25 protein-coding genes are annotated in these 26,887 nt (G+C 68.5%); 12 read left to right on the top strand and 13 right to left on the bottom strand.

Features of this window, described 5'->3' with window-relative positions:
• Nucleotides 1-160: 160 nt before the first annotated feature.
• Nucleotides 161-613: a flavodoxin family protein gene (locus FG385_RS27740; RefSeq protein WP_139099734.1), complete on the top strand. Its 453-nt coding sequence runs from the start codon at nucleotides 161-163 to the stop codon at nucleotides 611-613.
• Nucleotides 614-685: 72 nt separating this feature from the next.
• A complete protein-coding gene (gene hisS, locus FG385_RS27735; protein ID WP_139099750.1) occupies nucleotides 686-1,975 on the top strand; it encodes a histidine--tRNA ligase in 1,290 nt (429 codons plus the stop codon).
• On the opposite strand, the gene FG385_RS27730 is transcribed toward hisS, so the two are convergent.
• Both FG385_RS27730 and FG385_RS27725 read right to left on the bottom strand, forming a co-directional pair.
• A complete protein-coding gene (locus FG385_RS27730) occupies nucleotides 1,972-2,949 on the bottom strand; it encodes an aldo/keto reductase (RefSeq protein WP_200834685.1) in 978 nt (325 codons plus the stop codon). The genes hisS and FG385_RS27730 overlap by 4 nt on opposite strands.
• The gene (locus FG385_RS27725) at nucleotides 2,946-3,347 is read right to left on the bottom strand and encodes a MerR family transcriptional regulator (protein WP_139099733.1); all 402 of its coding nucleotides are present in this window, start codon (nucleotides 3,345-3,347) and stop codon (nucleotides 2,946-2,948) included. Before FG385_RS27725 ends, FG385_RS27730 begins: the two co-directional genes overlap by 4 nt.
• A gap of 84 nt (nucleotides 3,348-3,431) precedes the next feature.
• Here FG385_RS27725 and FG385_RS27720 point away from each other — a divergent pair, with 84 nt between their 5' ends.
• Nucleotides 3,432-4,022 carry a TetR/AcrR family transcriptional regulator gene (locus tag FG385_RS27720; protein ID WP_139099732.1) on the top strand — a complete coding sequence of 197 codons (591 nt, stop codon included), beginning with the start codon at nucleotides 3,432-3,434 and terminating at the stop codon, nucleotides 4,020-4,022.
• On the opposite strand, the gene upp is transcribed toward FG385_RS27720, so the two are convergent.
• Nucleotides 4,019-4,642, bottom strand: a complete 624-nt coding sequence (gene upp, locus FG385_RS27715) for a uracil phosphoribosyltransferase (protein ID WP_139099731.1) — start codon at nucleotides 4,640-4,642, stop codon at nucleotides 4,019-4,021. The two genes, FG385_RS27720 and upp, sit on opposite strands and share 4 nt — an antisense overlap.
• A gap of 69 nt (nucleotides 4,643-4,711) precedes the next feature.
• Between upp and FG385_RS27710 the strand changes: the two genes are divergently transcribed.
• The 4 genes from FG385_RS27710 to FG385_RS27695 are packed head-to-tail and all read left to right on the top strand — an operon-like array spanning nucleotide 4,712 to nucleotide 8,532.
• Nucleotides 4,712-5,317, top strand: coding sequence for a DUF1707 SHOCT-like domain-containing protein (locus FG385_RS27710; protein WP_139099748.1), 606 nt, complete (start codon nucleotides 4,712-4,714; stop codon nucleotides 5,315-5,317).
• Complete coding sequence (deoC, locus tag FG385_RS27705) at nucleotides 5,314-6,252, top strand: deoxyribose-phosphate aldolase (RefSeq protein WP_139099730.1); 939 nt, start codon at nucleotides 5,314-5,316, stop codon at nucleotides 6,250-6,252. Before FG385_RS27710 ends, deoC begins: the two co-directional genes overlap by 4 nt.
• On the top strand, nucleotides 6,252-7,685 hold the full coding sequence (locus FG385_RS27700) for an aldehyde dehydrogenase family protein (protein WP_139099729.1): 1,434 nt from the start codon (nucleotides 6,252-6,254) through the stop codon (nucleotides 7,683-7,685). Before deoC ends, FG385_RS27700 begins: the two co-directional genes overlap by 1 nt.
• The gene (locus FG385_RS27695; protein WP_139099728.1) at nucleotides 7,678-8,532 is read left to right on the top strand and encodes an aldehyde dehydrogenase family protein; all 855 of its coding nucleotides are present in this window, start codon (nucleotides 7,678-7,680) and stop codon (nucleotides 8,530-8,532) included. Before FG385_RS27700 ends, FG385_RS27695 begins: the two co-directional genes overlap by 8 nt.
• A gap of 206 nt (nucleotides 8,533-8,738) precedes the next feature.
• Here the strand turns inward: FG385_RS27695 and FG385_RS27690 are convergent, their stop codons facing one another.
• Complete coding sequence (locus FG385_RS27690; RefSeq protein ID WP_139099727.1) at nucleotides 8,739-9,374, bottom strand: TetR/AcrR family transcriptional regulator; 636 nt, start codon at nucleotides 9,372-9,374, stop codon at nucleotides 8,739-8,741.
• A gap of 114 nt (nucleotides 9,375-9,488) precedes the next feature.
• Between FG385_RS27690 and FG385_RS27685 the strand changes: the two genes are divergently transcribed.
• Nucleotides 9,489-10,664: a cytochrome P450 gene (locus FG385_RS27685; protein WP_235022832.1), complete on the top strand. Its 1,176-nt coding sequence runs from the start codon at nucleotides 9,489-9,491 to the stop codon at nucleotides 10,662-10,664.
• 9 nt (nucleotides 10,665-10,673) lie between these two features.
• Nucleotides 10,674-10,862 (top strand): ferredoxin, encoded by a 189-nt coding sequence (locus FG385_RS27680; RefSeq protein WP_139099726.1) that lies wholly within the window; start codon nucleotides 10,674-10,676, stop codon nucleotides 10,860-10,862.
• 45 nt (nucleotides 10,863-10,907) lie between these two features.
• Here FG385_RS27680 and FG385_RS27675 read toward each other — a convergent pair whose 3' ends face one another.
• The 4 genes from FG385_RS27675 to FG385_RS27660 form a co-directional block, all read right to left on the bottom strand.
• Nucleotides 10,908-11,735, bottom strand: a complete 828-nt coding sequence (locus FG385_RS27675; protein WP_139099725.1) for a carbohydrate ABC transporter permease — start codon at nucleotides 11,733-11,735, stop codon at nucleotides 10,908-10,910.
• 165 nt (nucleotides 11,736-11,900) lie between these two features.
• Nucleotides 11,901-12,830: a carbohydrate ABC transporter permease gene (locus FG385_RS27670; RefSeq protein ID WP_139099724.1), complete on the bottom strand. Its 930-nt coding sequence runs from the start codon at nucleotides 12,828-12,830 to the stop codon at nucleotides 11,901-11,903.
• A complete protein-coding gene (locus FG385_RS27665; RefSeq protein WP_139099723.1) occupies nucleotides 12,827-14,167 on the bottom strand; it encodes an ABC transporter substrate-binding protein in 1,341 nt (446 codons plus the stop codon). Before FG385_RS27665 ends, FG385_RS27670 begins: the two co-directional genes overlap by 4 nt.
• Entirely contained in the window at nucleotides 14,160-15,164 is a 1,005-nt protein-coding gene (locus FG385_RS27660; protein ID WP_139099722.1) for a zinc-dependent alcohol dehydrogenase family protein, read from the bottom strand. The genes FG385_RS27665 and FG385_RS27660 overlap by 8 nt, the downstream gene beginning before the upstream one ends.
• A gap of 121 nt (nucleotides 15,165-15,285) precedes the next feature.
• Between FG385_RS27660 and FG385_RS27655 the strand changes: the two genes are divergently transcribed.
• Entirely contained in the window at nucleotides 15,286-16,245 is a 960-nt protein-coding gene (locus tag FG385_RS27655; RefSeq protein WP_235022831.1) for a sugar-binding transcriptional regulator, read from the top strand.
• Between the two features lie 34 nt (nucleotides 16,246-16,279).
• On the opposite strand, the gene FG385_RS27650 is transcribed toward FG385_RS27655, so the two are convergent.
• A complete protein-coding gene (locus FG385_RS27650) occupies nucleotides 16,280-17,551 on the bottom strand; it encodes a cytochrome P450 (RefSeq protein ID WP_200834684.1) in 1,272 nt (423 codons plus the stop codon).
• 371 nt (nucleotides 17,552-17,922) lie between these two features.
• Entirely contained in the window at nucleotides 17,923-20,427 is a 2,505-nt protein-coding gene (locus FG385_RS27645; protein WP_139099721.1) for a DEAD/DEAH box helicase, read from the bottom strand.
• A gap of 108 nt (nucleotides 20,428-20,535) precedes the next feature.
• Between FG385_RS27645 and FG385_RS27640 the strand changes: the two genes are divergently transcribed.
• A complete protein-coding gene (locus FG385_RS27640) occupies nucleotides 20,536-21,789 on the top strand; it encodes a primosomal protein (RefSeq protein WP_139099720.1) in 1,254 nt (417 codons plus the stop codon).
• Here the strand turns inward: FG385_RS27640 and FG385_RS27635 are convergent.
• Nucleotides 21,775-22,974, bottom strand: coding sequence for an MFS transporter (locus FG385_RS27635; RefSeq protein ID WP_235022830.1), 1,200 nt, complete (start codon nucleotides 22,972-22,974; stop codon nucleotides 21,775-21,777). The genes FG385_RS27640 and FG385_RS27635 overlap by 15 nt on opposite strands.
• Before the next feature lie 81 nt (nucleotides 22,975-23,055).
• Complete coding sequence (locus tag FG385_RS27630) at nucleotides 23,056-24,150, bottom strand: adenosine deaminase (protein ID WP_139099744.1); 1,095 nt, start codon at nucleotides 24,148-24,150, stop codon at nucleotides 23,056-23,058.
• A 210-nt stretch (nucleotides 24,151-24,360) separates the two neighbouring features.
• Between FG385_RS27630 and FG385_RS27625 the strand changes: the two genes are divergently transcribed.
• Nucleotides 24,361-25,446 (top strand): coiled-coil domain-containing protein, encoded by a 1,086-nt coding sequence (locus FG385_RS27625; RefSeq protein ID WP_139099718.1) that lies wholly within the window; start codon nucleotides 24,361-24,363, stop codon nucleotides 25,444-25,446.
• 38 nt (nucleotides 25,447-25,484) lie between these two features.
• Here FG385_RS27625 and FG385_RS27620 read toward each other — a convergent pair whose 3' ends face one another.
• Complete coding sequence (locus FG385_RS27620) at nucleotides 25,485-26,759, bottom strand: thymidine phosphorylase (protein ID WP_139099717.1); 1,275 nt, start codon at nucleotides 26,757-26,759, stop codon at nucleotides 25,485-25,487.
• Between the last annotated feature and the right edge of the window lie 128 nt (nucleotides 26,760-26,887).

The following is a 26,887-nucleotide window of genomic DNA, read 5'->3' as shown; positions in this document are numbered from 1 at the left end:
ACTCTACCACCAACCAGCGGGAGCTTGGCTCCGGGCCCTGCATCACCCGGTCACCCCGGCGACAAAAGAAAGATTACATCGGGAAGAACCGGCCCTCACAGGGGGGTCACCTAACGCCATCATTGCAGGTCAGCGAGTGACACGGCTAGGTTCGGCGTCCATGGCGACTCTGCTGATCGTGCACCACACGCCCTCGCCGAACGTGCAGGCGATGTTCGAGGCCGTCGTCTCGGGCGCGACCACCGAGGAGATCGAGGGGGTCGACGTCGTCCGGCGACCCGCACTCGCCGCGACCGCGTCCGACGTGCTCGAGGCCGACGGCTATCTCCTCGGCACGCCGGCCAACCTCGGCTACATGTCGGGCGCGCTCAAGCATTTCTTCGACTCCGTTTACTACCCGTGCCTCGACGCGACCCGCGGCCGGCCGTTCGGTTACTACGTACACGGTGGCAGCGACGTGGCCGGGACCGTGCGCGGGATCGAGTCGATCACCACGGGACTGGGCTGGGAGCAGGCGGCGGCCGCGGTCACCGTCACCGGTGAGCCGGGTAAGGACGACCTGGAGAAGTGCTGGGAGCTGGGTGCCACGGTGGCCGCCGGACTCATGGCGTGACGGCGTCGGGCGGGTTCGCCGGCCAGGTCGATAAACTGACGACCTACCAGTTTTCCGACCGTGAGGATCGTCGTGTCCGAGTACCTGCCGACCACGCCGTACCGGGGGACCAGGGATTTCCTGCCCCCGGAGATGTCCGTCCGGACGCAGGTGTTCGGCCATCTCTACGACGTCCTCGAACGCTACGGATACCAGCGCTACGACGGGCCCGTCCTCGAATCCGCCGAGATCTACGAGAAGAAGTCCGGGCAGGAGATCGCCGACCAGCAGCTGTACACGCTGACCGACCGGGGTGGCCGCCGCCTCGCGCTGCGGCCCGAGATGACCCCGACGGTCGCCCGGATCATCGCCGGGAACGCGGGCTCGCTGCAGTTCCCCGTGCGCTGGTACAGCCACCCGAACTGCCACCGGTACGAGCGACCCCAGCGCGGCCGGGTCCGTGAGCACTGGCAGATCAACGCGGACATCTTCGGTTCCGAGAGCGCCAACTGCGAGATCGAGATGTTCGAGCTGATCCACGACCTGATGCGCGGGGTCGGCGCGAGCGAGGACATGTTCGTCGTGCGCGCGAACGACCGGAACCTGCTCGCGAGCGCGCTGACCGACCTCGTCGGGGTCACCGGCGAGCAACTGCCGCAGGTGTTCGGGCTCGTGGACCGCTGGGAGAAGTACGACCGCGAAACGCTCGCCGGGCACGCCGAGCAGATCGGGCTGGGTGACAAGCAGTTCGACAGGCTGGGCGACGTGCTCGGCGCGGGCACCGCACTGCTCGACGAACTGCCCGCGGCGGTCAAGGACTCCTCGAACCTGGTCCACATGCTCGCCACCGACGCCGCGGACCTGGTGCGGTTCGACCCGATGATCGTGCGCGGGCTGGCGTACTACACGTCCACGGTGTTCGAGGTCTTCGACACCTCGCCCGAGAACAACAGGGCGCTCTTCGGGGGCGGCCGCTACAGCGACCTGGCGGGCATGTTCACACCGCGGCAGATCCCGGGGATCGGGTTCGGCATGGGCGACGTGACGCTGATGGACTTCCTCGCCACACACGGGCTGACGCCACAACCGCGCAGCGAGGTCGACGTCGTGGTGATCCCGGTGGCCGAGGAGCTCGCCGGGGCGGCCCGCCAGGTCGCGACCGAGCTGCGGGGTGCTGGCCTGCGCACGTCGACGCCGATCGAGCTGCGGAAACTCGGCAAGGAACTGGGCCGCGCGGACAAGGCCGGCGCGCGGGCGGTCGTCATCGTCGGTCAGGAGGACTGGGCCGCCGGGAACGTGACCGTGCGCTCGCTCGCGACCCGCGAACAGCAGGTGGTTCCACTGTCCGGGGCCGCGAGCGCGCTGGCCGAGCTGTTGAACTAGCGGCCGGCGTTGCGGGCGATGCTCTCCGGGTAGCGCTCGCCCGCGACGGCGGACGCCGGGGCGGCCGCGTCGATCCGCTCGATGTCCTCGGCGGACAGTTCGAGTGTCGCGGCGGCGACGTTCTCTTCGAGGTAGGTGCGCCGCTTCGTGCCGGGAATCGGCACGACGTCGGAACCCTTGTGCTGCACCCAGGCGAGCGCGAGCTGCCCCGGGGTCACCCCCTTCTCCGCGGCGAGCTTGCGGAGCGATTCGACGATCGCGAGATTGCGGTCGAAGTTGCCCTCGGCGAACCGGGGCAGACTGCGGCGCATGTCGTCGGCAGGCAGATCCTGCACCGAGGTCACCGCACCGGTCAGGAATCCGCGGCCCAGCGGCGAGAACGGCACGATGCCGACGCCCAGCTCCCGGCAGGTGGGGGCGATCTCGTCCTCGATTCCGCGCGTCCACAGGCTCCATTCACTCTGCAGCGCGGTGACCGGGTGGACGGCGTGCGCGCGGCGGATGCTCTCCGCCGACGCCTCGGAGATCCCGAGGTACCGCACCTTCCCCTCGGCTACGAGATCGGCCAGCGCGCCCCAGGTCTCCTCGATCCGCTCCGGGTCGACACGGTGCTGGTAGTAGAGGTCGACGTGGTCGACGCCGAGGCGGCGCAGCGACTCCTCGCAGCACTGCCTGACGTACGCCGCGTCGCCGCGGACAGACTGGCCGCCCTCGGTGAACACGATGCCGAACTTCGTCGCGAGCACCACCTGGTCACGACGGTCCGCGATGGCGCGGCCGACGAGTTCCTCGTTGGCGCCCCGGCCGTAGACGTTCGCCGTGTCGATCAGCGTGACACCCAGTTCGAGGGCGCGGTGGATGGTGGCGATCGACTCGTCGTCGTTGCCGCGCACGCCGTAGGCATGGCTCATGCCCATGCAGCCGAGTCCCTGGGCGCCCACCTCGAGCTCGCCGAGCTTCCTCGTCGGGATCACGCGGATATCTCCTCCATGGTCGCGTCGGCGCCGGCCACATCCCGGCAGATCCGGTCGTAGTTGTCGATCTTGTAGTCGAGAACGTCCAAACAGGACTGGAGCTCGGCGATCCTGGCGCGCACGGAGTTCCGCTGCTCGACCAGGATGCCCATCCGGCGGCCGGCGCTCGCGTCACCGTGGTGGCGGAGCTGGGCGTACTCCCGCATCATCTTGATGGGCATGCCGGTGGTACGCAGGTGAGTGAGGAACACGAGCCAGTTCAGGTCGTCGTCCGAGTAGGCCCGGCGGCCCGCCGTGTCGCGCGCCGGCGGGTCGACCAGCTTGATGCGCTCGTAGTACCGGAGCGTGTCGATCGAGAGCCCGCTCCGGCGGGCGGCTTCCGCTATCGAGTAGCTCATGTCCGCTGACACTACGACCTGGAGTGCACTCCAGGTCAAATCCGCGATCGGGGTTTGGTAACAGTGTCGCGATACGCTGCGCCCATGGCTCGACCCAAGACCCACGACGAGGCGCTCCGGCTGCGCCTGCTCGACCGCGCCGGGAAGCTACTCTCCACCGAAGGCGCGAAAGCGCTCAGCCTGCGCAAGCTGGCCGCGGACGCGGGCACGTCGACCACGGCCGTCTATTCCCTCTTCGGCGGGAAGCCGGAGTTGGTGAACGCGCTGTACGCCGAGGGGTTCAAGCGGTTCGGCGCACGGATGCGGGCGGCGCCGAGGACCGGGGACGCGTTCGAGGACCTCGTGCGGCTGGGGCTGGTCTACCGGGAGAGCGCGCTGGCGGATCCGCACCTTTACTCGATCATGTTCACGAAGGCGGTCCCCGGCTTCGAACCGACCGCGGAGGCGAGCGAACTGGGCCGCCGCACCCTGGCGCCGCTGGTCGAGGTGGTGCGGGACGGGATTTCGTCAGGCCGGTTCGCGGACGTACCGCCGGAGACGATCGCGGTCAGTTCGTGGGGGATCGTGCACGGGCTGGTCTCGCTCGAACTGAACGGGAACCTGCCATCGGATTCCGACGTGGCCGGCACGTTCGAAGCCTCGCTGCGGGCGCACGTGACGGGATGGCTGCGCTAGCGTGCCCCGTATTGGCGGTCCCCCGCGTCTCCCAGACCAGGCACGATGAAGCCCGAGTCGTTCAGCCGCTCGTCGACGCTCGCCGTGACGACGCGGACCGGCAACCCCGACTCCTCCAGGTGTTTCAGGCCTTCCGGCGCGGCCAAGGCGCAGATCGCCGTGACATCGGTGGCGCCGCGCTCGGCGAGCAGGCGGATCGTGTACGCCATCGAGCCGCCGGTCGCCAGCATCGGATCCAGCACGAACACCGGCCGGTCCGAGAGGCTCTCCGGCAGTGACTCCATATACGGCGTCGGCTGCAGGGTCTGCTCGTCGCGCGCCAGGCCGACGAAACCCATCTGGGCCTCGGGGATCAGATTGTGTGCCTGATCCGCCATCCCGAGGCCGGCGCGCAGGACCGGCACCAGCAAGGGCGGGTTCGCGAGCCGATAGCCCTCGGTGCGCGCGACCGGGGTGTGGATGCGCTCGGCCTTCACCGCCGCCTCACGGGTGGCTTCGTAGATCAGCATCACGGTGAGCTCGTGCAGCGCGGCACGGAACCCCGCACTGTCGGTACGGGCGTCTCGCATGGTCGAGAGCCTGTCCTTGGCGAGCGGATGGTCTACGACGAGCACGTCCATGAGCCCAAACCGTACCTGGAAACCGCTACCCTCGGCGCTGTGACGGACCAGACCCCTGACGGGCCTCCGATGAGGGCCTCTAATGCCGATCGCGAACGCGTCGCGCAGCTCCTGCACAACGCGCTTTCCGAAGGCAGGATCACGGTGCAGGAGCTGGAGGAGCGGCTCGACACGGTGTACGCGGCGAAGACCCTCAAGGACCTCGAGCCACCTGTCGCCGACCTGCCGAACGTCTCGCCCGGCAACGCCGTCCAGCCCGCCCCGTCGCAGTCGGTGGACACCCGCGTCGGCGGCGTCCCCGGGTCGGCGGCCTCGGTCGCGATCATGTCCGGCGCGAGCCGGAAAGGGAACTGGGTGCTCCCGGCCACCCACAACAGCTTCGCCTTCTGGGGTGGGGTGGACATCGACCTGCGCGGGGCGCGCTTCGCCGAGCGGCATTCGACCATCAACGCCGTCGCGATCATGGGCGGGATCGACATCATCGTGCCGGACGACATCGTGGTCGACGTGAACGGCATCGGCTTCATGGGTGCCTTCGAGACCGAGGACGACCACGGCGCCGGCACCATCCCGCCGCCGGGCGCGCCCGTCGTCAAGATCACCGGATTCGCGTTCTGGGGCGCCGTGACAGTTATTCGGAAACCCAGGAAACACCCGCCTAGTATCGGGGCGTGAGTACACCGACTCTTCCGGCGAGTCTCGACGACGCCAGTCTGCGCCGGTTCCTGCACGGGCTGCCCGGGGTGGACCAGGTCGGCGTCGAGGCCCGCGCCGCCTCGCTCGCCACGCGCAGTATCAAGAAGGCGGCCAAGCTCTGGGCCATCGACACCGCGATCTCGATGGTGGACCTGACCACCCTCGAGGGCGCCGACACGCACGGCAAGGTCCGCGCGCTCGCCGCGAAGGCCAAGCGCCCCGACCCCGATCATCCCGACACCCCGCAGGTCGCCGCGGTCTGCGTGTACCCGGACCTGGCGGCAACGGCGGTGGAGAACCTCAAGGGCACCGGGATCGGCGTGGCCAGTGTCGCGACGGCGTTCCCGTCCGGGCGGTCGAGCCGCGCCGTCAAACTCGCCGAGGTCGCGCTGGCCGTCGAGTCGGGTGCGACCGAGGTCGACATGGTGATCGACCGCGGCGCCTTCCTCGAGGGCCGCTACGGGCAGGTGTTCGAGGAGATCCAGGCGGTCAAGGCGGCGTGCGGCGACGCGCATCTGAAGGTCATCCTCGAGACCGGCGAACTCGCGACGTACGACAACGTGCGGCGTGCGTCGTGGCTTGCGCTGCTGGCAGGCGGCGACTTCATCAAGACCTCCACCGGCAAGGTCTCCCCCGCCGCGACCCTGCCCGTCACGCACGTGATGCTGCAGGCCGTGCGCGACTGGTTCACCGCGACGGGAGAGCTGCGCGGGGTGAAACCGGCGGGCGGCATCCGCACGACCAAGGACGCGATCCGGTACCTCGTCGCGGTGCACGAGGTCGCCGGCGAGCAGTGGCTCACGCCCGGGCTGTTCCGCTTCGGCGCGTCGAGCCTGCTCAACGACCTGATCTTGCAGCGGCGCACCCAGCTCGACGGCCACTACAGTGGTCCTGACTACGTGACGGTGGACTAGTGGCTGTCTTCGATTACGCACCCGCACCCGAATCACGCGAACTGGCGAATCTCAAACCGAGCTACCGGCCGTTCATCGGCGGCGAGTTCGTCAACGGCTCGGGCGAACCGCTCAAGACGATCAACCCGGCGACCGAAGAGGTGCTGGCCGAGGTCGGCACGGCTTCGGAGTCCGATGTGGACACAGCGGTGCGCGCGGCGCGCAAGGCCTACGAGAAGGTGTGGGGCCCGATGCCGGGCGCCGAGCGGGCGAAGTACCTGTTCCGCATGGCCCGCCTGATCCAGGAACGTGCGCGCGAGCTCGCAGTGCTGGAAACGCTCGACAACGGCAAGCCCATCAAGGAGTCCCGCGACTCGGATCTGCCGACCGTCGCGGCGCATTTCTTCTACCACGCGGGCTGGGCCGACAAGCTCGACTACGCCGGGTTCGGGCCGGATCCGAAACCGCTGGGCGTGGCCGGGCAGATCATCCCGTGGAACTTCCCGCTGCTGATGCTGGCGTGGAAGATCGCGCCCGCACTCGCGACCGGTAACACCGTGGTGCTCAAGCCCGCGGAGACGACTCCGCTGACCGCGCTGGTGTTCGCCGAGATCTGCCAGCAGGCCGAACTCCCGCCCGGGGTGGTGAACATCCTGCCCGGCGCCGGCGACGTCGGGCAGTCGCTGGTGCGGCACGACGGGATCGACAAGATCGCGTTCACCGGCTCGACGGAAGTCGGCAAGCTGATCCAGCGGGAGGTCGCGGGCACGCCGAAGCGGCTCACGCTGGAGCTGGGCGGCAAGGCCGCGAACATCGTGTTCGACGACGCTCCGCTCGACCAGGCGGTCGAGGGCATCGTGAACGGGATCTTCTTCAACCAGGGGCACGTGTGCTGCGCCGGTTCCCGGCTGCTCGTCCAGGAGTCCATTGTGGACGAGGTGCTGGACAAGCTGCGCTACCGCGTGTCCACGATGCGTCTCGGCGATCCGCTGGACAAGAACACGGACATCGGTGCGATCAACTCGGACTCGCAGCTGACGAAGATCCGCGAGCTGGTCGAGTCCGGCGAAGCCGAAGGCGCGCACCGGTGGACTAGTTCGTGCCCGGTGCCCGAACGCGGCTTCTTCTTCGCGCCCACGGTGTTTTCGGATGTGCACCAGTCGATGCGCATCGCGCGTGAGGAGATTTTCGGCCCGGTGCTTTCGGTGCTGACGTTCCGCACGCCGGACGAGGCCGTGACGAAGGCGAACAACACGCCGTACGGGCTTTCGGCCGGGATCTGGACCGAGAAGGGCTCGCGGATCCTGTCGATCGCGAACCGGCTGCGTGCCGGGGTGGTTTGGGCGAACACGTTCAACCGGTTCGATCCGACGGCGCCCTTCGGCGGATACCAGGAATCCGGCTTCGGCCGTGAAGGTGGCCGTATCGGCCTGGAGGGATACCTGAATGTCTGAGCGGGTGACGGTCGCCAAGACCTACAAGCTGTACGTCGGCGGGAAGTTCCCGCGCTCGGAGTCCGGCCGGGTGTACCCGGTGCACGACGGCAAGGGCAGGTTCCTCGCGAACGCCGCGCGGGCCTCGCGCAAGGACGCGCGGGACGCGGTTTCCGCGGCACGCAAGGCTTTCCCGGGCTGGTCGGGTGCGACGGCGTACAACCGGGGGCAGGTGCTGTACCGCGTCGCGGAGATGCTCGAAGGCCGCCGGGACCAGTTCGTCGCGGAGGTCACCGCGGCCGAGGGCGGGCGGCGTGGGTCGTCCATCGTGGACGCCGCGATCGACCGGTGGGTATGGTACGCGGGCTGGACCGACAAGATCGCGAGCGTGCTCGGAGCGGCGAATCCGGTGGCGGGGCCGTACTTCTCGTTCACCGTGCCCGAGCCGACCGGGGTCGTGGCGGTGCTGGCGCCGCAGAAGTCCTCGCTGCTGGGGCTGGTGAGCGTGCTCGCGCCGGTGCTCGCGACCGGCTGCACGGCGGTCGTGGTGAGCAGCGAGGCACGGCCGCTGCCGGCGATCACGCTGTCCGAGGTGCTGGCGACGTCCGATCTGCCGGGCGGGGTGGCGAACATCCTCACCGGGCGGGCGGCGGAACTGGGGCCGTGGCTCGCTTCGCACGGTGACGTCAACGCGCTCGACCCGACCGGCGCGGAGGATCGTGCCGCGCTGGCGCGTGAAGCGGCCGGGACGGTGAAGCGCGTGCTGGCCGTGCCGGCGGAGGAGCCGGACTGGACGCAGCGACCCGATATCTCGCGGCTGCGCCGCTACCTCGAAGCGAAGACCGTCTGGCACCCGATGGGCACGTGACCCCGGCGCGAGTCGGGCTTTCAACGCACGCGAGTCCGGCACTGGAGACGCGCGAGGCGGGCTTGCGACGAACCTGAGTTGGGCTTTCGATGCACATGAGATGGGCCGTCCGCGTGACCTGAAAGCCGAACTCGCGGGGCCCGAAAGCCGGACTCACCCGGCCCGAAAGCCCGACTCACCCGAAGCGGAAGCCGGACACGCGGGGGTTAGTCCGTCCGGAGGTCGTCGGCGGTGAGGATCCGGCCCGGCAGGGGGGTGGCCGCCTCCGCGCGGAGGGCGTCGAGGATGAGGGCGAAGACCCGGTCCGCCACCATTTCCGTCACGTCCGCCGCTGCCGGAATCCGCTTCAGCAGCAAGGAAACGAGCACCGCGACGTCGCCCGCGCCGACATCGCGGCGGAGCGCGCCTTCCTCCTGCGCGCCGCGCACGATGCGGTCGAGGATCGCGAGGATCTCGGCGCGGAACCGCCGGACGTCGGCGTCGTCCCGCATGGTCGCCCACACCTCCGGCGAGAGCAGCGCCAGTCGGACGGTCAGCCGCAGCGCGCGGGACCGGCGCAGCAACCGGACGAGCGCTTCCCACGCGGTCGGTTCCTCGGCCTCCGCGGCCTCGGCCTCGATGAGCACCTCAGCGAAGTTGTCCCGGGCGACGGACCTGATGAGCGCCTCCCGATCCGGGAAGCGCCGGTACAGCGTCCCGACCCCGACACCGGCGTGCCGCGCGATCTCGTCCATCGGCACCTCGGGGCCTATTTCGGCGAACATCGCCTTGGCGGCCGCGATGATCTGGTCGCGGTTCCGCCGCGCGTCCGCCCGCAGGCGCACCTCCGGATCAGCGGTCATGCCCTGATTGTCGCATCTGGAGACAGGTGGACGAAGACCTTCCGTTTCGGTAGCGTCGGCAACGAAGTGGAAGGTGTTCGTCCGCATACCGAGAGTACGGATCGGGGTGGAACCGTGACCACTGTTTCGACGCTGCCCATCACCAGGAGCTGTCCCCACGCGCCGCCGGAAGAGCACGTCCGGCTGCGCGAGGAGGCGCCGATTTCCCGGGTGATGCTGCCGAACGGCAACGAGGTCTGGGCGCTCGCCCGGCACGTACTCATCCGGGCGATGCTCACCGATCCGCGGTTCAGCTCCGACCGGCGGAACCCGGGCTTTCCGCTGCTCGTCGAGCGACGGCAGGTGACGAACTTCCGCGCTTCACTGATCGGGATGGACCCTCCGGAGCACGGTCCGGCCCGCCGGGCGGTGGTCGGGGAGTTCACCGTCAAGCGGATGGCGGCACTGCGCCCCCGGATCCAGGAGATCGTCGACGAGCACCTGAACGCGCTGCTCGCCGGCCCGAAGCCGGCCGACCTCGTGCAGGCGCTGTCCCTCCCCGTCCCGTCTCTGGTGATCTGCGAACTGCTCGGTGTGCCCTACGCCGACCACGAGTTCTTCCAGACCCGCTCCTCAATGCTGCTCCGCCGGACCACCCAGCCCGAGGATCGGGCCAGGGCGATCGACGAACTGCGTGACTACCTGGCCGCGCTCATCGGCCGCAAGGAGACCGAGCCCGGCGACGATCTGCTCACCCGCCAGCTCTCGAAGACGACCGACCGCGAGGAACTGGTCAGCCTCGCGTTTCTCCTGCTCATCGCGGGGCACGAGACCACCGCCAACATGATCTCGCTGGGCACCGTCGCGCTGCTGGAGCATCCCGAGGCACTCGCCGCGCTCCGCGACGACCCGGAGCGGATCCCGGATGCGATCGAAGAACTGCTGCGGTACTTCACGATCGCGGAGTTCGCGACGTCGCGGGTCGCGGTCGAGGACGTCGAACTCGGCGGGGTGCTGATCCGCAAGGGCGAGGGCGTGATCGCGCTGGGCAACACCGCCAACCGTGACCCGGACGCCTTCAGCCACGCCGACGACCTCGACCTCGAGCGAGGCGCGCGGCACCACATCGCGTTCGGTTTCGGCGCGCACCAGTGCCTCGGCCAGAACCTCGCGCGGATGGAACTGCAGATCGTGTTCGACACGCTGTTCCGCCGCGTGCCCGGGCTGCGGCTCGCGGCACCGTCCGGGGAGCTACCGTACAAGGACGACGCGACCGTCTACGGGCTGTACGAGCTTCCGGTGACCTGGTAGGGAAACTTCATGCGAATCATCGCCGACAAGGACGTTTGTATAGGCGCGGGCCAGTGCGTGCTGACCGACTCGAAGACCTTCGACCAGAGCGAAGAGGACGGTACCGTCATCGTCCTCGCCGAGCATCCGGACGACGAGCAGAAGGTCCGCGAGGCCGTGCACGTCTGCCCGAGCCAGGCTCTCTCGATCGAGGAGTAACTCGCGCGAAAGGGGACCCCGGGGATCGCCCGGGGTCCCCGGCGGTTACTTCACCGCGCCCATCGACAGGCCCCGCACCAGGTGATTCTGTGCGATCCAGCCGACGATCATCACCGGCAGCGACGCGAGCAGCGCCGCCGCGGACAGTTGTGCCCAATACAGCCCTTCGCTCGTGATGAACCCGACGAGGAACACCGGCACCGTGCCGGCCCGCGCCGCGGTCAGGTTCACCGCGTAGAAGAACTCCGTCCACGAGAAGATGACGCAGATCAGCGCGGTCGCCGCGATCCCCGGTGCGACCACCGGCAGGATCACCTTGTACAGCAGCAAGGGCAGCTTCGCGCCGTCGACGCGGCCGGCCTCGACCATCTCCGTGGGCACTTCGAGGAAGAACGAGCGCATCATCCAGATCGCGAGCGGCAGGTTCATCGCCGTGTAAAGGATGACCAGCGCCCACACGTTGTCGAGCAACTGCACCTTCTGCGAAATCACGTACAGCGGGATGATCGCCGCGACGATCGGCAACATCTTGGTGGACAAGAAGAATCCCAGCACATTGCTCGTCTTCGGCACCGGGGCGATCGAGAGCGCGTACGCCGCGGGCACACCCACCAAGAGCACGATCAGTGTGGACACGATCGTCACGAATGCCGAGTTCGCCAGGTACGGCAGGAAACCGCGGTCGATGATGTTCGCGAACTGGTGCAGTGTCGGCGAAAACGCCAGCCGCGGCGGATCGGTGTAGGCGTCGGCCTCCTGTTTGAACGAGGTCAGGATCATCCAGATGAGCGGGAACACGAACAGGATCGCGATCACCCAGGTCACCGCGGTCAGCGAGATGCGCCCCACCCTGCGCTGCACGTGCGTCGTCATTTCACACCCCTGTGTTCGTTCGGTAAGCGCGCGAACGACGAACGTGTGTACAGGTCGCGATTTCGGCTCACAGCGCCACCTCTACTCGACGGGCGACCTGCATCCGCGTTCGCGTACCTTCGGCACGCGCGCTCAGTGGTCCCTTTCCGATCCCACATGCCCTGATCACTTCCCGCCACTCACGTCGAAGGTGCGGAACATCAACCGGAGTGCGAAGGTCGCGACGATGAGCGTCATGATCACCACGACGACGCCCATCGCGGAGGACTGACCGATGTCGAAGCCCTGGAACGCGCGCTGGTAGATGTAGTACGGCAGGTTCGTGCTCGCGGTGCCCGGACCGCCCTGTGTCATCAGGAAGATCGCGTCGAAGCTGTTGACGATGTAGATCGCGCCGAGCAGCACCGCGAGCTGGATGTACCGCGACAGGTGCGGCAGCGTGATCGACGCGAACGTCCGCCACCGCCCCGCGCCGTCCACAGACGCCGCTTCGAGCACGTCCTTCGGCTGGCTCTGCAGCCCGGCCAGTAGCAGCAGCATCATGAACGGCGTCCACTGCCAGATGACCTGCACCATCACCGAGCCCAGCGGGAACTGCGAAAGCCAGTCGGTGTTCCCGCCGAACACGAAGTTCAGCAACCCGTAGGTCGGGTCGAACATCGTGGTCTTCCACAGCAGCGCGCCCGCCGCGGGAAGGATGAGGAACGGCGTGATCAGCAGGGTCCGCACCACACCGCGGCCGAGGAACTTGCGGTCGAGCAGCATCGCGAGGCCCAGGCCCAGTGCCAGCGCGACCAGCACGCACACCACCGTCAGGATCACGGTGTTGACCAGCGCGGTGCGGAACTGGGTGTCGGTGAACACGTCGACGTAGTTCTGGAGGCCGACGAAATGCTGCGAGCCGGGCCGCACGAGGTTCCACGACTGGAACGAGTAGAACACCGTGACGATGAACGGGATCTGCGTCACCACGATGGTGAACAGCAGTGCGGGTAGCAGCGGCGCCCGGCGTGCCCAGGCCGCGCCTCTCGGTTTGGCCGCCGTCCTGACCCGTGCTGACTGTCCTGTTTGGAGAGAGGGCGCGACCGCGGTCATTTCGCCTCCCGGTAGGAATCGCCGACGGTTTGGGCGTACTTCTGGGACTGGTCGAGCGCCTCGTCCACGGTGATCTGCCCGGCGATCGCCGCGGAGAGTTCCTGGCTCACCCGGGTGCCGAGGTCCTGGAACTCGGGAATCCCGACGAACTGGATGCCCGGGTAGGGCACCGGTTGCGTGTGCACGTTCTGCGGCTGCGCCGCGTTGATGCTGTCGAGCGTTTGCTGCGCGTAGGCGCTCGCGGCCTGGCGGTAGGCGGGGATCTGGTAGGTCGACAGGCGGCAGCCCGGCGGCACCGCGTTCCACCCGTCCGCCTTGCCCACCGTCTGCACGAACTGCTTGTTCGTCATCCAGTCCAGGAAGGCCCAGGAAGCCTGCTTGTCCTTGGCCACCTTGGGAATCGCGAGTGACCAGGTGTAGAGCCAGCCGCTGTCCTTCGTCTGCTCGACGGGCGCGGCGACGTACCCGGACTTGCCGACCACCTTGCTGCTGCTGGGATCCTCGTTCGTACCGGCCATGACCGTGGCGTCGTACCACATCGCGGCCTGGCCCTGTGCGTAGCGCGTGCCGCACTCGGAGAACCCGGCGCTCGACGCGCCGACCTCGCCGTGCTGGCGGACCAGGTTGACGTAGAAGTTCGCGGCGGCCTTGAACTGCGGCGACGTCAGCTGCGCGTTCCAGTTCTGGTCGAACCAGCGCGCGCCGAACGTGTTCGCGACGGTGTCGAACGGAGCGAGGTTCTCGCCCCAGCCCGGCTTGCCGCGCAGGCAGATCCCGGAGACCCCGGCCTTCTTGTCGTCGAGCTTCGCGGCGAGGTCGGCGATCTGCTGCCAGGTGGGATGCGCGGGCATGGTCAGCCCCGCCTTGGCGAACAGGTCCTTGCGGTAGGCCAGGAAGGACGACTCGCCGTAGAACGGCACCGCGTACATGGAACCCTGGTAGGACAAGGAATCCCGGATGCTCGGGATGAAGTCGTTCGGATCATAGCCCGGGGTGCCGTCGACATAGGGCTGCAGGTTCTCCAGCCAGCCGTTCGCGGCCCACTGCGGGGTCTCGTAGTTGCTGATCATCACCACGTCGAACTCGCCGCCCTGGGTCGCGACCGACGAGGTGATCTTCGCGCGTGCCTGGTTCTCCGGCAGCGACACGAACTTGAGCTTGATGCCCGGGTGCGTCGCCTCGAACTGGCTGGACAGCGCGATGGCATCGTTCATCTGCGGGTTGGACACGATCGCGATCACGAGTGTCCGCCCGCCCGAGCCGATCGCCCCGGCACCGGCACATCCGGTCAGGGCGAGCAGGAGCGCGGCCGCGAGCAGAACCAGGCGTTTACGCATCGGTTCCCCCTGGCAGCACCTGCACCTTCAGCCCCGCGCCACTGCGCATGAGATCCAGCGCGTCCGGGAACTTCTCCAGCGGAAGCGCGTCGGTGAGCAGCGCGCGAGTGTTGAGCGCGCCGCTGCCGACCAGATCGAGTGCCGCCCCGTAACTGTGCAGAACTGCCATCGAACCCACCACCGTGATCTCGTCGTTGTAGATACGGAAGGGAGAAAGCGCTATCCGGGCCTCGGCGGGCGCGACCCCGAAGACCAGGAACCGGCCGCCGCGGCGCAAGGCCTCGAACGCCGCTTCCATGGCGGGCGCGGCGCCGGTGCAGTCGACGGACGCGTCGAACCGTTCACCGTCCAATGCGGACACGTCGCCCGCGACCGCGTGCGCGCCCAGGTCCTTGGCACGAGGCAGGCGGGCCGTGTTGCGGTCGACCATCGTCACACGGGCGCCGGCACGCTGCAGGAGTTGCTGCATGATCAGGCCCATCGTGCCGGCGCCGACGACGAGAAAGCGCTCTCCCGCTTCGACGCCGATCCGGCGGACGCCGTGCACCGCACACGAAACGGGTTCGACGAGCGCACCGGCCTGCCAGCTCAGATGATCGGGCAGGCGGTAGCAGTTGGCCGAGGGAACCGCGACGTACTCGGCGAAGGCGCCGTCCACGGTGTCACCGGTGGCGCCCCAGTTCTCGCAGAGGTTGCCATGACCGGCCCGGCAGGGGTCGCAGTAGCCGCAGAACAGCGACGGGTCGACCGCGACGCGGTCACCGACCTTCCAGCCGCCTGGCACGTCCGGACCGAGTTCGACGATCTCGCCGGCGAACTCGTGGCCGGGCACGATCGGATACGGGGTCGGCGGGAAGTGGCCGTCGGCGATGTGCAGGTCCGTACCACAGATCCCGGTCGCCCCGACCCTGATCACCACCTGGCGCTCGCCCGGCGCTGGATCGGGCACCTCGCCGACCCGAATCGAACCCGGTTGGTCAACGATCGCGGCCCGCACTCCGGCTCACCTCTCCCTGCGCTCAGATGAGCGCCTCACGACACTGTGGTCACATGCACGCCCCTGAATTAGAGGGCTTTCGTCCTTATGGCGTCAACTATCAACCAGCTATAGTGCTCAGATGAGCACGAAAAGGGATCTGGTCGATACGATGACCTCGGCTGTCATCGCACACCGCTTCTACGTCGTGGGCAAATCGAAGATCGAGATCGCCGACGAGTTCGGGATCAGCCGGTTCAAGGTGGCGCGCGTGCTCGACTGGGCACGCGACAGCGGGCTCGTGCGCATCGACTTCGAACTGCCCGTGCCGGTGGACGTGAAGCTGTCCGACGAGGTCCGTTCGGCGTACGGGCTCGAGCAGTGTTTCGTGCTCGACCGCACGGCGAGCCAGGGCGACCGGCCGGAGGTCCGGCGGCGCATCGGCGCGATCGCGGCTCGCCTGCTGTCGGAGATCGTGACGGAGCACGACGTGCTCGGGCTCGCGTGGGCGCGTTCGGTGAACGTGACCACCGAGGCCGTGCGGAGACTGGCGAAGTGCCCGGTCGTGCAACTGTGCGGTGTGCAGGCGGGCATCGATATGCGCGACCGTTCGGTCGAGACGGTGAGCCGGCTCGCGGCCACGTCGGGCGCCGAGGCCTTCCCCATCTACGGCCCGCTCGTGCTGCCCGACCGCCGCACGACCGAGATCCTGCGGCGGCAGCCGGGTATCGCGGAGACCTTCGGCCAGTTCAAGCATCTGACGAAAGCCGTGGTGAGCATCGGGGCCTGGCTGCCCGGAGAGTCCACTGTGTACGACGCGGTGCACCCCGACGAGCGGGAAGCGATCGCCAGGCGCGGGGCGACCGCGGAGGTCGCGGCACGGCTGTTCGACGGGGAGGGCAAACCCATGGACACCGGGCTCGCGCACCACGTGCTCGCGATCAGCACCGAGGAACTGCTGCGGGTACCCGAGGTGATCGCGCTCGGCTACACCGCGCCGAAGGCCGAGGCGATCGACACGGTGCTGCGCTCCGGTCTGGTCTCGACGCTCATCACCGACACCCCGGCCGCCGAACGCCTCCCCCGGCTGGCGGCGAGGTGACCGAACGTCGGTCTCACCGTCTCGAACGTAGACCTCAGCGGGTGAGGGTGACGGGGAGGGTGTCGACGCCGTAGACGACGGAGGTCTGGCGGTACGCGAGGTCCTCGGTGGGGACCGCCAGGTGCATGTCGGGGAAGCGCCGGACGAGCGCCGGGTACGCCGCACGCAGTTCCATCCGTGCCAGTTCGGCGCCGATGCACCGGTGTACGCCCCAGCCGAAGGCGAGGTGCGACGACGGCTCGCGAGCCGCGTCGAAGCTTTCCATGCCCACCCCGAGCTTCTCGTCCCGGTTCGCGCCGCTGAGCGACACGAAAACCACGTCGCCCTTGGTGATCCGGGCACCGCCGATTTCGAGGTCCTCCTTGGCGAACCGCGGGAACGCCACCTGCACCACGGTCAGGTAACGCAACAACTCCTCGACGAACTTGTTGACCGCCTCGTCATCGCCACGCACCGACTCGAAGGTCTCGCGGTCGCGCAGCAACACGATCGCACCCAGGGCGAGCATGCTCGCTGTCGTCTCCAGGCCACCGGTGAGCACGCCGTCGGCGAGCCCGGCCAGCTCGATATCCGAAATCTCGTCGCCGTGCTCCTTGATGAGCATGCCGAGCAGCCCGTCCTGAGGCGCGTCACGCTGCTTCTTGACGATCTCACCCATGTAGGTCAACGACTCGGAGATCGCCCCGAACGAGGCCCCGGCGCCGGCGAACAGGTCGAACCGGACAGTGCTCAGGCGCTGGAAATCGGCCCTGTCCTCGTATGACACGCCGAGCAGCTCGCAGATCGTGAGCGACGGGATCGGCAGCGCGTAGGCCTGCATGAGGTCGACCGGGCCCTCGGTCGCGGCCATCGCGGCGAGCTGTTCCTCGATGATCTCGTTGATGCGCGGGGTGAGGCGGTTCAGCCGGCGCATGGTGAACTCCGGGGTCAGGAGCTTGCGCAGGCGAGTGTGGTCGGGCGGGTCGGCGAACCCGAGGCCGCCGGGGTTCGTGTCGGCGGACATCCCGGCGGTGCCGACGAGGTTGGTGTAGTCGTTGCTGAACTTCCCGGCGACGGAGAGCACCTCCTTCGCCTCGTCGTAACCGGTGACCAGCCATGCTCGCAGCCCGAACGGCAGCTTCAACCGCGCGATGGGCTCGGCCTCGCGCTTTTCGCCCAGGTCCGGCACCGGATCTAGCCCGGTGCGGCGCAGGGGCATCAGGGTGGACTCAGGCAGCAGCGAAAGCAGATCGACGCCCTTCTTCTGCTTTCTTTCGATGTACTTGCGTCCCAGCCATCCGACGATCCGGGAGCGAAGATCGGTCATGCCCGGATGCTACACGCGCGAACCCGCAGCTCGGGCGGGGTGCGCGAGGTACCACAAAGTGACGAAAGCCTCTTGCGGGAGTAAGCAGGCTCACCCTCCCGCCGTGAGCGACCACGAGCACCGCGGCCGAACCCGCGCGCTTCGAGAAGTCCAATGTAGACGAACAGGCCCGCAGGCGCCTATTCGGTGGCGTTGGGCGGCCCGCCCGGGCGCCCCCCAGCCGGTGAACCCGGACGCTGTGGCTGGTGTCGATGATCGCCGCGCACGTGGCCAGCGCCAGACCGGTGACGCCCTTCCGTGTCGGCCTGGCGCCTGTCTCCATCCGAAATGGACGGCGACGCGGGGTCAGGTCAGGACGGGACCGGTCCCGGCTACAGCTGATCGACCGCGGTGATCCGCAAGACCGCCGACCCGGCCTCGTCCGAGGCGGCCAAGTCGACCTCGGCGCCGATCCCCCAGTCGTGATCCCCTTCGGGATCGTCGAAGATCTGCCGCACCCGCCAGATCTCCGGTTCTTTCTCGATGATCAGCAGCGCCGGCCCGCGCGCGTCCGGACCGGTGCCGAGCTGGTCGTGCTGTTCGAAGTACTCCTCCAGAGCCGCTTCCCACTCGACGGCGTCCCAGCCCGACTCCGCGTCGAGCGAACCAAGCTCCTCGTACGCCCGCCGCGCGGCCAGCTCCACCCGGCGGAACAGCTCGTTCCGCACCAGCACGCGGAAGGCGCGCTCGTTCCTGGTCACCGGCGGTGGACCTTCGGGCAGCGAAGGCGCGTGTGCCGCGGCGTCGCCGGGATGCCGCAGGGCCTCCCATTCGTCCAGCAGGCTCGAGTCCACCTGCCGCACCAGCTCCCCCAGCCAAGCGATCAGGTCCTGCAACGGCTCGGTCTTGGCTTCGTCGGGCACCGTGTGACGCAACGCGTCGTAACCGTCCGCGAGGTAGCGGAGCACCAGTCCTTCCGACCGCGCGAGCGAGTAGAAGTTCACGTACTCGACGAAATTCATCGCCCGCTCGTACATGTCCCGCACGACGGACTTCGGCGACAGCTCGTAGTCCGCGACCCAAGGATGCCCTCGCCGGTACGTCGCGTACGCCGCGTTCAGCAGTTCCTCCAACGGCTTCGGGTACGTGACCTCTTCGAGCAGCTCCATCCGCTCGTCGTACTCCATCCCTTCGGCCTTCATCGCCGCGACCGCCTCGCCGCGCGCCTTGAACTGCTGCTGCGAGAGCACCGGCCTCGGATCATCCACTGTGGACTCGATAATGGACACCACGTCGAGCGGGTACGCGGGAGATTCGGCGTCGAGCAGATCGATCGCGGCGAGCGCGAACGGTGAAAGCGGCTGGTTCAGGGCGAAGTCGAACTGCAGATCCACGGTGAGCCGGACGATCCGGCCTTCGGCGTCGGGCTCGTCCAGGCGTTCCACGACGCCCGCCGCGAGCAGCGCCCGGTAGATGGCGATCGCGCGCAGGATGTGCTTGCGCTGGGCCGGGCGATCCTCGTGGTTGTCCTCCAGGAGGTGGCGCATGTGCTCGTAAGCGTTGCCCGGCCGCGAGATCACGTTCAGCAGCATCGAGTGGCTGACCCGGAAGCTCGAAGTCAGCGGCTCCGGCGGCGAGGCGATCAGCCGCTCGAACGTGCTCTCCGTCCAGTTGACGAACCCCTCGGGCGCCCTCTTCCGGACGATCTTCCGCTTCTTCTTCGGATCGTCGCCCGCCTTTTCCAGCAGCTTCGCGTTTTCCACGACGTGGTCGGGCGCCTGCACGACGACGTAGCCGTCGGTGTCGAACCCGGCACGCCCCGCCCGCCCGGCGATCTGGTGGAACTCGCGCGCCTTCAGATGCCGCTGACGCACCCCGTCGTACTTCGTGAGCGCCGAGAAGACCACCGTCCGGATCGGCACGTTGATGCCGACGCCCAGCGTGTCGGTCCCGCAGATCACCTTGAGCAGCCCCGCCTGCGCCAGTTGCTCGACGAGCCGCCGGTACTTCGGCAGCATTCCCGCGTGGTGCACGCCGATCCCGTGCCGGACAAGGCGCGAGAGCGTCTTGCCGAAGCCGGCGGAAAACCGGAAGTCCCCGATCAGGTCGGCGATCGCGTCCTTTTCGGCGCGCGTGGTCACGTTGATGCTCATCAGGGCCTGTGCCCGCTCGATGGCCGCGGCCTGCGAGAAGTGCACGACGTAGACCGGTGCCTGCCCGCCGTTCAGCAACTCCGACATCGTCTCGTGCAACGGCGTCAGCGCGTACCGGTAGGTCAGCGGCACCGGCCGTTGCGCCGACGTGACCACCGCCGTCGCCCGGCTGGTGCGGCGCGTGAGGTCCTTCTCGAAGTAGGACACGTCGCCGAGGGTGGCCGACATGAGCACGAACTGTGCCTGCGGCAGCTCGACCAGCGGCACCTGCCAGGCCCAGCCGCGATCCGGTTCCGAATAGAAATGGAACTCGTCCGCGACGACCTGGCCCACGGGCGCCTCGGCACCGAACCGCAACGCGATGTTCGCCAGGATTTCCGCCGTGCAGCAGATGATGGGCGCGTCCGGGTTCACGCTGGAGTCCCCCGTCATCATCCCGACGTTGTCCGCGCCGAAGATGTCGATCAGGGAGAAGAACTTCTCCGAGACGAGCGCCTTGATCGGCGCCGTGTAATAGGAGCGCCTCCTGTGGGCCAGCGCGGTAAAATGGGCACCCACCGCGACCAGGCTCTTTCCGGAACCGGTGGGGGTGGACAGGATGACGTTGGCCCCAGAGACGACCTCGATCAGCGCCTCCTCCTGCGCCGGGTACAACTGGATGCCGCGTTCGGCCGTCCAGGACGAGAACGCGTCGAACAGCGCGTCCGGTTCGGGATCCGCTGGTAGGAGGTCTGTGAGTGTCATTATGGGTCCATCGTGCCATCTTCGGCGCGCAGGCCGTGGGGCCCATCGCGGCTTCACCCGCAAACCCGTAGGCTTCGCTGCACACAGGTGGTAATCCGGAGGCTTGGCATGGCACAGGACATCGTCCCGATCGAACTCGGGCTGCCCCAGGGGGACCTGGTCACCCTCTGGGCCCCGCGCTGGCGGGAGGACGGTGAAGAATGGGAAGCGTTCCTCGGCGACGGGGAGGATCTGTTCGCGTTCCCCGACGCCGCGCATCTCGCGGCGTTCGTCCGGACCGCCGGGCAGCACGACCTGATCGACCACCCGGCCTGGCACGTCGTGCCCGCGCTGAACGTGCCCGAACTGGTCCCCGACGACGATCATTCGTATGACCTCGTCGGCGTCCCCGAACTGGTCGCCGAGGAACCGGACTCGTGGACGATCAGCGAGCTCGCGGAGATCATCGGCATCGTGCGCTCGCTCGCGGACGTGTGCGAACTGGACGACGTGCACGAGGTGCTCGACGCCACCGAGGGTTTCTCGCTGCTGGACCAGGGCCGCCTGCCGTTCACCGGCCGCGAGGGCGAGCGCCTGTGGACAGATCTGTCCGAGGCGGTGTCGGAGAAGTGGGACACGGTGCTCGACGCGATCGACACCCTCGTGAAGGTGCCCGACGTCGACGCCGCGACCTTGGAACAGACCGCCGAGGAACTCGCCGCGTTCCTCGAAGAGTCCGCCGAGGCCGAGGCCGGGGTCGACGCGCAGGACGAGGACCTCGACGAAGACCTCGACACCGCGAGCGAAGAAGAGGACGAGGAGCCGACCGGTTTCTGGGCCGAGGTCGGCATCGACCCGATCAAGATCATCACGTCCGACAAGGAGTACTACACGCTGCGGTGCTACCTGGACGACGAGCCGATCTTCCTCGGCAGCGAAGGTCGCATCGACGTCTACGCCTCGCCGAAGGCGCTGGGGCGCGCCCTCGCCGACGGCAAGGACCTGGCGGAGAACGACCTCGCCCAGGTGTCCACTTGGGACGAGGTGCTGACGAAGGCGACCGCGGGCGAGCTGGAGATCGACGTCGACACCGACAACACCTACGTGCTCGCCGGGCTGGCCGAAGATCTGGCCGAGGGCACCGAGTCGGTCGATCCGACGCAGCTCGAGCTGGCGGTGGAGTTGCTCACCGACGCGGGCGACTGGGCCGATGACGAGTCGGTGGGCGCGGCACTGTCCTCTTCGGAGAGTCTGGGCTGGCTGATCTCGTTCGTACTCCGCCCGGACCCGAACCGGCTCGCGCCGAGCGCGCCGTTCGACACCGAGCAGAGCGAGTGGCGCAAGCTGGTCGAGACCTTCGAGAACCGGCTACGCGTGCACTGACCGTTCGGCGCGCACCGGAGTGAGCCCGATGGCCAGCAGCGGGAAGACCGCGGCGACGCAGAACGCCAGCGCGTAGCGCGAATCGCCGATGACCAGGCCCAGCAGGGGCGGTGTCAGCGACGCGGCGACGTTCTGCGCGGTGTTCTGCGCGCCCATCGCCCGCCCTGCCCAGTCGAGCCCGGCCAACTCGGCGGACGCGGTGAACCCCAGCCCGTTGTCCGCCACCGTGATCACGGCCGCGAGCACGAGCGCCAGCAGCACCAGCCACAGCCAACTCTCGTCCCCGAGCGCGACCAGCAGCATCACCGAGGCGCTCGCGATCGCCAGCTGCCGCATCGGCCGCAGCCGGCTGCCGATGCGGTCGGACCACCAGCCCGACACGAGCCGCCCGAACGCGCCCAGCGCCTGCACGGCCGCGAGGAACCAGCCGGCCGCGAGCGGGCTCCACTGGTGCGCGGTCACGAGGTACACGGGCGCGAACGCGGAGACCGCGAACTGCGGCACGACGAGCAGGGCGCTCGCCCCGTGCAACCGCCACAGCGTCGGTTCGCGATAGGGCGAGCGGGCCTTCGGCGCGTTCGCCTTCTTCGGCGGCCGCGGTGGGTCGAGCGCGAGCCACGCGACCAGCACGGCGACCACGAGCGCGAAGCACGCCGGGAACAGCATCGCCGCGTGGAAACCCCAGTGCTGCGCCAGCGGCGGCAAGGCGAGCGCCGCGACGCCAACGCCCAGTGGTTGCGCGGTCTGCCGGATCCCCATCGCGACGCCGCGTTCCGCGGGCGCGAACCAGCCCATCACCGCGCGACCGCTCGCCGCGTTGACCGAAGCCGTGCTCGCCCCGGCGACCAGGAACAGGACGAACATGACCGCGATCGACGGGCTGCCGAGGCCGGTGCCCAGCAGGAGCAGCCCCGACAGCCCGAGCCCGCTCGCCATCACCAGCCGCTCGCCGTACCGGTCGGCCAGCGCTCCCCACGCGATGAGCGTGAGCAGCAGGCCGATGCTCGGCGCCGCGACGACCGTGCCGGCCTGCGCGAGCGACAGGCCGTCCGACGCGCGCATCGCCGGGACGAGGAACGGGATGCCGTAGAGGAATGAGCAGCTCGCGGTCTGGGCCGCGAGGCCGAGCGCGAGGATGCCCCACCGCCGCTTGCTCTCCGTGCCCAGTACCGCGGTCTCACTCATCGCGACCATCCCAGAATATGAGAGATACGTCTTATATCCTGGACTTTACTTACTCATGCTAAGGACCGCAAGGGTCCTGCCTCACCGCAACCCCGCGTAACCGGGCTTGATCACGTTGTTGATGAGGTCAAGCCGCTGATCGAAATCGATGAACGCGGACTTCATCGCGTTGATCGTGAACCACTGGAGATCTGCCCAGCCGTACCCGAACGCGTCCGCCAGAGCGGCGAACTCGCTCGACACCGTGCACCCGCTCATCAGCCGGTTGTCGGTGTTGACGGTCACCCGGAAGCGCAGCCGGGTCAGTAACCCGATGGGGTGGTCGGCGATCGAGGCGGCGGCGCCGGTCTGCACATTGGAGGACGGGCAGATCTCCAGCGGGATACGCCGATCACGGACATACGCGGCCAGCCGGCCGAGTTCGACCGAGCCGTCCGGATTCGACTTCAGATCGTCCACGATGCGGACCCCGTGCCCGAGTCGCTCCGCGCCGCAATGCTGAATCGCCTCCCAAATAGACGCGAGCCCGAACGCCTCACCGGCATGAATGGTGAAATGCGCATTATTGGTCCGCAGATATTCGAATGCGTCGAGATTTCGGGTCGGCGGAAATCCGGCTTCCGGTCCCGCGATGTCGAACCCGACGACTCCCGAGTCCCGGTAACGCACTGCTACTTCCGCGATCTCCTGGGCACGTGCGTGCTGACGCATCGCACACAAAAGAGTACCCATTCGAATGGTTTTTCCCTGTTCAACGGCTCGACGTTCACCCTCAGCAAACCCGGCCTGAACGGCCTCCACGACGGCGTCCAGCGACAGTCCGTGCTCGACGAACAGCTCCGGCGCGTACCGCACCTCGGCGTAGACGACGCCGTCCGCCGCGAGGTCCTCGGCGCACTCCGCAGCCACTCTGACCAGCGCTTCTTCGGTCTGCATCACGCCACAGGTATGCGCGAAGGTCTCCAGGTAGGACTCGAGCGAGCCCGAGTCCGCGGCCTGCCGGAACCACCGGGCGAGCTCCTCCACGTCGGTGCTCGGCAGGGCGTCGTAGCCGGCCGCCTCGGCAAGCTCGATCACGGTGCCCGGACGCAGGCCTCCGTCCAGGTGATCATGGAGTAACACCTTGGGTACTCTCTGAATCGAGGCCAAGGTCAGGGCGGGATTTTCAGCAGCCATGTGCTCACGGTACCCAGTCCCGTTCACCCCGATGGCCGCGCAACTCTCCACCTCGACCTAACCCTCAGCTCTCGGGTACCCCGGTGTAATGGGCCATGTGAGTAGACCTGTCTCCAGTCGGCTTTACGGGGGCGATACCCAGAGCAATTTTCTGGTGGTTAAGCTTCGGGCCCAACGTCCCTTCTTTCCCCGCCGACGAAGGACATCGAAGTGACCACTGACAATCACATTGGAGCGCCGTCCTTCGACCGGATGCGCAACATGCTGGTGCGCGCGGCCGAAGTCCGGGAGAGCGAGCAACAGCAGATCTTCGACGCGCTCGACGACATCTACGCCCGGCTCGCGCCCGTCGACTCGCTCGGCGCCGTGCGCAAGCGACTGTCCGAGCTGCCCGACCGCACCGAGGTCGGCGTGCTGGCCGAGCGGCTCGACGAAGCCATGTCGAGGCTCGAGGCGCAGGACAACGCGATCGCGGACCTCGCCCGCGCGGTGGAGAGCATCGTCGACAAGCTGGCAAAGCCCTTCGCGCAGCTGGACGGGCGGCTCGACGGGGTCGCGGCGCGGTTCGAGGGTGTCGCCGGCCGGATGGACGGGCTCGAGGACAAGCTCCAGAACATCCACCGCCGGCTCGACGAGCTGGGCGGGCATCTGGACAAGCAGGACACGAAGCTCGACTCGATCCCGCAGTCGGTGCACGGCCCGGTCAACGAGCGCATCGAGCGTGCCGAGTCGACGCTGCGCGAGCGCATCGAGTCCGGTGACGCCGACCTGCGCGCCCGCGTGGAGAACCTGGACAACGCGACCCGCGAGCGCATCGAGTCCACCAGCCAGGCGCTGCGGACCACGCTCGAGGAAACCGGCGAGATGCTCGACTCCTCCCAGCGCCTCGACGGGCTGTCGAACCGCCTGGAGACCGTCACCAACCGCCTCGAAGACCTGTCCCACCGCATCGACAAGGTCGAGGACGGGGTCAACGCCCAGTTCGGTGACCTCGGCGGTTCGGTGAAGACCGGCTTCTCGCGCGTCGAGGGCACGCTGTCCAGCCGGCCCGACGCCGACCACGTGTCGAACCTGGTGCGCCAGCACAACGAGGAGTCCGAGCGCCGCATCGGCGGCCAACTGGACGAGGCGATGGCGACCTTCGCGGAGCTGATGCTCGGCGGCGGCCCCGCCGTCCCGCAGATCGCCCCGCCGCCTCCGGCCCCCCGCCAGCCGCGCCGCGCGCGCAACGGCCGGGCTCCCAAGGGCGCCGAGGTGAAGACGAAGTCCGAATCGGACGAGACGCCCGAGTCCTGAGCGTTCGAAGGCCCCTCCCGCGAGGTGAGGGGCCTTCCTCATGTCCGGATGCTGTCCAGGATCAACGGGTGGGCCGGAGCCGGACCGTCGATCTCGAACGCGTCGCCGAGCGCTGCCAAGGCCGCGGGCACGGCATCGGGGGTGTCGGTGTGCAGTTCCAGCAACGGTTCGCCGGCGGACACCGTGTCTCCCGGTTTGGCGTGCAGCAGGATGCCCGCCGCATGCTGCACCGGGTCCTCCTTGCGGGCGCGGCCCGCGCCGAGCCGCCACGCCGCGACCCCGACGGCGTAGGCGTCCAACCGTGAAAGAACCCCGTCCCGCGGTGCTGCCACCAAGTGGACGTGGCGCGGCTTCGGCAAGGCAGCGTCCGGATCGCCGCCCTGCGCGCTGATCATCCGGCACCAGGTTTCGTACGCCCCGCCCGAGGCGAGCACACGCGCGGGGTCCACGTCGGACAGACCGGCGAGCGTGAGCATCTCCCGTGCCAGCGCGAGCGTCAGTGCCACGACGTCGGCCGGTCCCCCGCCCCGAAGTACCTCCACGGCCTCGGCCACCTCGACGGCGTTCCCGACCGCGCGGCCGAGCGGCGTGCTCATCTCGGTCAGCAGTGCCGTGGTCGCGACACCGTGCGCGCTACCGATGCCGACCATGGTCCGGGCCAGTTCCCGCGCCTGGTCGGCGGTTTTCATGAACGCCCCGGTGCCGGTCTTGACGTCCAGCACGAGCCCGGCCGAGCCCTCGGCGATCTTCTTGCTCATGATCGAGCTGGCGATCAGCGGGATCGATTCGACGGTGCTCGTCACGTCCCGGAGCGCGTAGAGCTTGCGGTCCGCGGGCGCGAGCCCCTCGGTCGCGGCGCACACGACGGCGCCGACTTCGTTGAGCTGGCGCGTGATCTCCTCGGTCGACAACGCCGCGCGCCAGCCGGGAATGGACTCGAGCTTGTCGAGCGTCCCGCCGGTGTGCCCGAGCCCGCGGCCGGACAGTTGCGGCACGGCCGCGCCACACGCGGCGACGAGCGGCGCGAGCGGCAGGGTGATCTTGTCGCCGACGCCGCCGGTCGAATGCTTGTCCACGGTCGGGCGGTCGACCGCGAGCGCGAGGCGTTCTCCGGAGTCGATCATCGCGCCGGTCCAGATCGCGGTCTCGTGCACGTCCATCCCGCGCAGGAAGATCGCCATCGCCAGCGCGGCCATCTGCTCCTCGGCCACGACTCCACGCGTGTACGCGTCGAGCACCCAGGCGATCTGCTCGTCGCTGAGCCGCCCGCCGTCCCGCTTCGCCCGGATGACATCCACTGCCGCAAAGGTCACGGCCCGACTCTAACGACCCGCGAGTCCTACCGGGCGGACCCGCAAGCCCGGCCCCCACCACCGCGAGTCCGGCTCTCGCCGCACGCGAGTTCGGCCTCCGCGCACGCAACCACGGCGGCGCAAGCCGA

This window comes from Amycolatopsis alkalitolerans (assembly GCF_006152065.1).
Lineage (GTDB): Bacteria > Actinomycetota > Actinomycetes > Mycobacteriales > Pseudonocardiaceae > Amycolatopsis_E > Amycolatopsis_E alkalitolerans.
Note: the sequence above shows the minus strand (reverse complement) of the source record. Positions and strands in the feature narration are given on the sequence as shown.

Bases quoted from the DNA above. Each gene is read 5' to 3' on its own strand.
- FG385_RS27680 (WP_139099726.1), top strand. From the start codon at position 10,674: ATGCGAATCATCGCCGACAAGGACGTTTGTATAGGCGCGGGCCAGTGC.
- FG385_RS27690 (WP_139099727.1), bottom strand. From the start codon at position 9,374: ATGACCGCTGATCCGGAGGTGCGCCTGCGGGCGGACGCGCGGCGGAAC.
- FG385_RS27675 (WP_139099725.1), bottom strand. From the start codon at position 11,735: ATGACGACGCACGTGCAGCGCAGGGTGGGGCGCATCTCGCTGACCGCG.
- FG385_RS27710 (WP_139099748.1), top strand. From the start codon at position 4,712: ATGAGGGCCTCTAATGCCGATCGCGAACGCGTCGCGCAGCTCCTGCAC.
- upp (WP_139099731.1), bottom strand. From the start codon at position 4,642: ATGGACGTGCTCGTCGTAGACCATCCGCTCGCCAAGGACAGGCTCTCG.
- FG385_RS27640 (WP_139099720.1), top strand. From the start codon at position 20,536: ATGGCACAGGACATCGTCCCGATCGAACTCGGGCTGCCCCAGGGGGAC.
- FG385_RS27725 (WP_139099733.1), bottom strand. From the start codon at position 3,347: ATGAGCTACTCGATAGCGGAAGCCGCCCGCCGGAGCGGGCTCTCGATC.
- FG385_RS27645 (WP_139099721.1), bottom strand. From the start codon at position 20,427: ATGACACTCACAGACCTCCTACCAGCGGATCCCGAACCGGACGCGCTG.
- FG385_RS27695 (WP_139099728.1), top strand. From the start codon at position 7,678: ATGTCTGAGCGGGTGACGGTCGCCAAGACCTACAAGCTGTACGTCGGC.
- FG385_RS27740 (WP_139099734.1), top strand. From the start codon at position 161: ATGGCGACTCTGCTGATCGTGCACCACACGCCCTCGCCGAACGTGCAG.
- FG385_RS27650 (WP_200834684.1), bottom strand. From the start codon at position 17,551: ATGACCGATCTTCGCTCCCGGATCGTCGGATGGCTGGGACGCAAGTAC.
- FG385_RS27670 (WP_139099724.1), bottom strand. From the start codon at position 12,830: ATGACCGCGGTCGCGCCCTCTCTCCAAACAGGACAGTCAGCACGGGTC.
- FG385_RS27665 (WP_139099723.1), bottom strand. From the start codon at position 14,167: ATGCGTAAACGCCTGGTTCTGCTCGCGGCCGCGCTCCTGCTCGCCCTG.
- FG385_RS27655 (WP_235022831.1), top strand. From the start codon at position 15,286: ATGAGCACGAAAAGGGATCTGGTCGATACGATGACCTCGGCTGTCATC.
- FG385_RS27720 (WP_139099732.1), top strand. From the start codon at position 3,432: ATGGCTCGACCCAAGACCCACGACGAGGCGCTCCGGCTGCGCCTGCTC.
- FG385_RS27630 (WP_139099744.1), bottom strand. From the start codon at position 24,150: ATGGCTGCTGAAAATCCCGCCCTGACCTTGGCCTCGATTCAGAGAGTA.
- FG385_RS27635 (WP_235022830.1), bottom strand. From the start codon at position 22,974: ATGAGTGAGACCGCGGTACTGGGCACGGAGAGCAAGCGGCGGTGGGGC.